Annotated in this window: 6 protein-coding genes; all 6 read right to left on the bottom strand. The window is 48.6% G+C overall.

Going from position 1 to position 5,837, the window contains the following annotated elements; all coding sequences use genetic code 11:
- Window positions 1–637 (bottom strand): biotin/lipoyl-binding protein (locus tag WCO51_08895; GenBank protein ID MEI6513376.1); only part of this gene is annotated, 637 nt, incomplete at its 3' end.
- A 75-nt stretch (window positions 638–712) separates the two neighbouring features.
- Window positions 713–1,030 (bottom strand): metalloregulator ArsR/SmtB family transcription factor, encoded by a 318-nt coding sequence (locus tag WCO51_08890; GenBank protein ID MEI6513375.1) that lies wholly within the window; start codon window positions 1,028–1,030, stop codon window positions 713–715.
- A gap of 81 nt (window positions 1,031–1,111) precedes the next feature.
- On the bottom strand, window positions 1,112–2,368 hold the full coding sequence (locus tag WCO51_08885) for an Nramp family divalent metal transporter (protein MEI6513374.1): 1,257 nt from the start codon (window positions 2,366–2,368) through the stop codon (window positions 1,112–1,114).
- Window positions 2,369–2,423: 55 nt separating this feature from the next.
- Complete coding sequence (locus tag WCO51_08880) at window positions 2,424–3,002, bottom strand: S-layer homology domain-containing protein (GenBank protein ID MEI6513373.1); 579 nt, start codon at window positions 3,000–3,002, stop codon at window positions 2,424–2,426.
- An 81-nt stretch (window positions 3,003–3,083) separates the two neighbouring features.
- Window positions 3,084–4,109: a rod shape-determining protein gene (locus WCO51_08875; protein MEI6513372.1), complete on the bottom strand. Its 1,026-nt coding sequence runs from the start codon at window positions 4,107–4,109 to the stop codon at window positions 3,084–3,086.
- Window positions 4,090–5,382: a UDP-N-acetylglucosamine 1-carboxyvinyltransferase gene (gene murA, locus WCO51_08870; GenBank protein ID MEI6513371.1), complete on the bottom strand. Its 1,293-nt coding sequence runs from the start codon at window positions 5,380–5,382 to the stop codon at window positions 4,090–4,092. The genes WCO51_08875 and murA overlap by 20 nt, the downstream gene beginning before the upstream one ends.
- Window positions 5,383–5,837 lie beyond the last annotated feature (455 nt).

The following is a 5,837-nucleotide window of genomic DNA, read 5'->3' as shown; positions in this document are numbered from 1 at the left end:
GCTTAGAGATGGCGCCTGAACTATAAAGGTTTTGCATTCGACTATAGGTTGACTCTGCCAGCGACAACGACGACATGGCTTGAGCCACTGTTAGATCCGCCTGAGCGCGTTCTTGTTTTCGCGGACCGGCTTGCACAAGTTCAAGTCGAGCTTGAGATGCCTTGAGCGCCGCATCTGCCTGCAAAACTCGAGCGTTGGCTTGAGCGATGCGAGCCTCGCTGAGGGAACCTTCCATTGAAGCTGTCACCTGAGCATTCTGATAGCCAACGTTTGCTGATTGTACATTAGCGGCAGCTTGAGCTACAGAGGCTTCGAGGTCGCGCGAATCAAGACTTATCAGACTCTGCCCTCGTTTCACATGATCCCCTTCTTGCGCCGAAACCGAAATGACTCTGCCCATCACCTTTGCGGCTAGGTCCGATTCCAACTCGGCGTGAATGGTTCCTGTCGCTTCAAGCCATTTAGGAATGGAAGATGTATTTACATCAATCGCACGCACGCTGATGGCTTCACTTAATGGCGCTTCTGAAGCAGCAGACTCGCTCGAACGATCTCTCATCCTTCCTGCGGCAATAATTATTACTACTAACACAAGAGCGCCAATCACGCTCACTTTCCCCCAGCTTAATCTCTTCATTACATAACCTCCTAAGCTCAGACAACTAATATGCAGATATAGCTATGATTATATATGTCACTCAAAAAAACAGACTTAACAATAGTCCGGATGCTTCCTAATGCATTCGAGTAGTAGTAATACACTTTTGTTGGCAATCTCATAGAGGACATGATTACCCATTCGCTTTGATGAAAGCAGACCCTGATCCTTCAGAATCCGCAGCTGTTGGCTTACAACCGCCTGCCCTACCCCAGTCGCCTCGACAATCTCTGTAACGTTGCAGGGATGATCCTGAAGGCGTAGGAAGTCGATGATACGTAGCCTCAACGGATGCGCCGCATTCCTGATAACAGGCGCAACCCGCTCCAACGTTTCCATATCAATCAGTGTTTTTTGATTTTTGTCTGCCATCTTTTTCACCTGTGTTATATTAGTATATAGGAATATACATATATTGTCAATAGGTATTTTATAAATTTTCTCAAAGATAACTTAAATGAAGGTAAGAACAGCTAAGGCGATGCTTAAAGTGATAATGACGATAGCAGTTGACCAGGTGATTACATTGGCCCAGCGGGTGTTGACGTAGTTGCCCATTATTTCTTTATTGTTGACTAGCTTGAGCGCTAGGACAAGAATTATCGGAAGCAATATACAACCGACGATGTTGGGAAGTTGAATTAAGAAACCTAAGTTATCGGGATTGCTCACGATGACGACCAAAGCTGAAAGGAAGATTAAAACCCCATAAACACCGGCAAAGAGCGGCGCTTCGCGGATGCGTCTGCCTAAGCCCGATTCCCACCCTAACGACTCGGTAATTGCATAGGCGGTTGAGAGTGGTACGACAATCGCTCCGAACATGCCTGCGTTTAGAACACCTATGGCGAAAAGGGTCGAAGCCCATCTGCCAACGAACGGGGCAAGCGCTTTAGCAGCATCAGCAGCGTTGGCATTCATTCCAAGATAGATTCCCTTGGGATGAAGCGTCGCTGCACAGGCGATAAGGATACACGCAGCTATAAAACCGACAAATATCGAACCGGCGATAATGTCCATTCGGACATAGCGATAATGGCGCGCGCTGATGCCTTTATCACGGATAGATGACTGAATAAAGAATAAGCCCCAGGGAGTGATCGTTGTACCGATAAGGCTGATTGCCACACGCATATAGTCGCTGGACATTTTTACATGCGGTGTGACAAAGCTGCGGCTAACCTCTTGCCAATTTGGGTGAGCCATCACAGCAGTGACAACATAACTGAGATAAATAAACGAAGCGGCAAGCAGAATCCGCTCAACCCCTCGATATGAGCCGCGCATGACAATTATCCAAATAACGAAAGTGAGCAGGGGCATAAGGAAACGATGGATCCCTGGCTTAAATAGCAATCCTACAGCAGCGCTTATACCGGCAAACTCGGAAATGGTTGTGCTAAAGTTAGCGATAAAAAGGGTAACCATCGCAAGCAGAGCGATTTTAATTCCAAATTCTTCGCGAATTAAGTCGGCTAACCCCTTGCCGGTAGCTATCGCCATTCGCGCGCACATTTCTTGGATGACGTACAGGCTAATGATGATGAGCGCAAGCATCCAAAGCATCCCATACCCATAGGAAGCTCCGGCTACCGAGTACCCATATATGCCGCTGGGGTCGTTATCGGCGTTGCCCACGATAATGCCTGGGCCAATAACCGCCAATGCCAACATCAGCTTACTTCTTCGCCATCGCTTTAGTATCTTCATTACACTAACAAAAAAACCCCGGTCGGGTTACGCCGGGGCTTCAGATAGGATGCTGTCATTCTGACTTTGACAGCGAACCTTCCGAACCGTCCGGCGTTGTCTGACTACGTTCATAAGGTTCCTTAATTGTTAAGTCGTTTATTCTTATCACGACCTGAGCAAGTGATTGCCCAATTTCTTTCGCGTTCAACGTATCACCAGGGCCATGAAGCACCTTTGAACTTACAGGCAGATAGCCATAAACAGCAAGACGCTTCATCGAGCTATAAGCCCAATGGTCTTTTGACGTTAACAGCTTCGGTTCTTCAATAACCTTCGTCTCTTTCAATTTATTTCCCGCTTTTTTTAAGCCATCCTCAACTTGAGTGATAAATCGGTCGAGCGCCACTGCAAACTCGTATCGTGTGATGGGCTTATCGCCTTCAAATCGGCCCACTGTGCGCCCTGCCATTATCTTACGCTTTTTCAAATTCCGCACGGATGAATAAGCCCAATGGTTCTTCTTAACATCTTTATAGGCAGGTGTTGTTTTCGGACGCACCTGAGTTTTGGGGGACGTCTTGGCTGTACTAACCGCCCCAAAACATATTGAAACTATTCCGACCCCTATTGCAAGGCTATAAAAAAGTTTCATTTTAACCTACTGACAGAAAAACAGGAGGCGCCTGTGGCATCTCCTGTTTTATCTAATAACGTGGAGTTGACTAGTAGACGCCTAAAACTGAGTTGGCCCACCCGCTTCACGAATGGTGCGCATTTCTTCCAAAGCCCGCCCTGTGCCGATTGCGACACAGCTTAAGGGATCATCGGCGACTCTAACTGGAATTTCAGTTGAGGTGCTTATTAATTTATCAAGACCGCGCAGCAAAGCCCCTCCGCCTGTGAGCCAGATGCCGCGCTCGATTACATCCGAAGCGAGTTCCGGTGGAGTTTCCTCCAAAATCGAGCATACTTTTTCCACAATTGCGTTTACCGGTTCGGACAAAGCGTCGCGCACCTCTTCAGAGGTCACCTCGATGGTTTTTGGTAGGCCTGCAACCAAATCACGTCCGCGTACGTTCATCCGCATTTCAGTTTCCATTGGGAACGCAGAACCGATTTTCATTTTAATTTCTTCTGCAGTTCTTTCACCAATCATCAAGTTATAAGCGGCGCGGACGTGACGGATAATGGCCGCATCGAACTTATTACCGCCAACACGCAGGCTCTTGCTAAGAACGATGCCGCCTAATGAAATGACAGCGATATCAGTTGTGCCGCCACCCAAATCAACGACCATATTACCCCCGGGGGTGCTGATGGGCAATCCTGCGCCAATTGCGGCCGCCATCGGCTCTTCTATCGTTGATGCTTCGCGTGCTCCGGCTTCCGTTGCTGCCTGAATAACGGCTCGTTTTTCAACGTTTGTTACGCCGGACGGAACGCACACAAGCACCTTGGGTTTGAGCCATCGCCGCTTTCCGCAACATTTGTTAAAGATGTATTCCAGCATTTTGAGCGTTGTGCTGTAATCGGCGATTACGCCGTCGCTCAACGGCCGGATGGCGGTTATGTTACCTGGTGTTCGACCAAGCATTAATCGCGCTTCTTCGCCAACAGCCAAAATTCTTTTTGGACCTGTAGAGCCGACAGTAATTGCCACAACGGTTGGCTCTCGTAACACGATGCCCTTGCCGCGTTGATAAACAATTATATTCGCAGTGCCTAAATCTATCCCTAGTTCAGGGAGTACTCGAAACAACAGCAGAATCCTCCGCTTCCAGTGCGACCCGCTCGATTGAGCCACCCAAATTATTGAGAGCTTCTTCAAATCCTTGGTAGCCACGGTCAACATATTCCGCGCCGCTAACCAGGCTCTCGCCTTCAGCAGCCAAAGCTGCTATTATCATGGCTGCTCCACCCCGCAAGTCATGAGCTTCCACTCTAGCTGCGGTAAGGCGGTCAACACCATTAATAATAAATGTACGTCCATCAGTGGCCTTTATGTCAGCGCCCATGCGCTGGAGTTCACCCACATGCTTATTGCGGCCATCATAAACCTGTTCTCGAACTACCGAGGCGCCGTTTGCCAACGTCAGAAAAGCACACATCGGCTGCTGCAGATCAGTTGGAAAACCGGGGAAAGGCATCGTTGTAATGTCGGTCGCGTTATGGCGATTGGGATTTTGAACCCGTACCCAATCATTCCCTTCGGTCACATTCACGCCACATTCGCGCATTTTGAGATTGAGCGGCTGAAGATGCTCAGGATGAACCCCTTCGACTGTCACATCCCCATGAGTGATTGCGCCAGCCAAGAGATAACTTCCTGCTTGGACACGGTCGCTGATCAACGAATATTCGCCGCCTTGCAATTTGCGAACGCCCTGAATTGTAATCGTATTCGTTCCCGCTCCCTCTATTCTTGCGCCCATTCGATTGAGGAAATAGGCTAAATCAAGGACTTCCGGTTCCATCGCAGCATGTTGGATAAGTGTATTGCCTTCAGCCAAAACAGCGGCTGTCATTAAATGCTGAGTTGCGCCCGCGCTTGGGAAATCAAAATAAATCTCCGCGCCGACAAGTTGACTGGCAACAGCTTCATAAGCGCCTTGGGTCTGAGTTATTTCCGCGCCTAACTGATGCAAGCCTTTTATATGGTAATCGACTGGCCGGGTTCCTATCTGACAACCACCAGGGACCGGCATCTTAGCTCGCCCAAGCCGGGCAAGAAGTGGGCCCATCAGATAAAAAGAGGCGCGCATTTTACGCACATAATTCTCGGGAGGTTCGCTGCAATTAAGGCCACGTACATCCATCCAGAGTGTATCGCCATTACGTTCAGCTTTAACGCCCATCAGACGTAACAAATCAACCATCAGCAACACGTCACTGACCGCAGGGAAGTTATGGAGTACAACTTCGCCCTCGACACATAACGCGCCCGCTAACAGCGCTAACGCCGCATTCTTGCTGCCGCCAACTCGCGCAACACCGTGAAGTGATGCTCCACCGCGAACTTTGAATCCGTTCAAAGACCTTTCCTCCGCGATTGAAACAATTCCAATCAAATAAGATTATTATAGAACGATGACAATACATCCTACTTTGTACTCAAATAAGGGTAATCGCATTATCGCTCTAATGGTACTTTCGGAACCCAGCCGAAAATGGGGTGCGCAAGTCCTCTGCAAAGAGGTTTTACGCACTATCAATATACTGGAATCCCGCCCGAAAGTCAAGCCAACAAACACAGAGAAGCGCTTTCCTAATGTGTTATTTACATCTAAAAATATAGCGAGGGGTGGGAAAGATTGTGGGTAAAGCCTCATTTGGTATCTCATAGATCATAAGGAATCAATGTAGCTTCGAAGATCTTCGCGGAGTGCATATCTGCGGGAGCGGCGAGACGGGTTGGAGACTACTATCCAACCTTCACTAACCCATTGGGTCAAAGACACGCGTGCCATACGTTCCGACAAACCGAGTG

This window comes from bacterium (genome assembly GCA_037131655.1).
Lineage (GTDB): Bacteria > Armatimonadota > Fimbriimonadia > Fimbriimonadales > JBAXQP01 > JBAXQP01.
The sequence above is the reverse complement of the archived record's forward strand: the minus strand, read 5'-3'. Positions and strand labels throughout refer to the sequence as shown.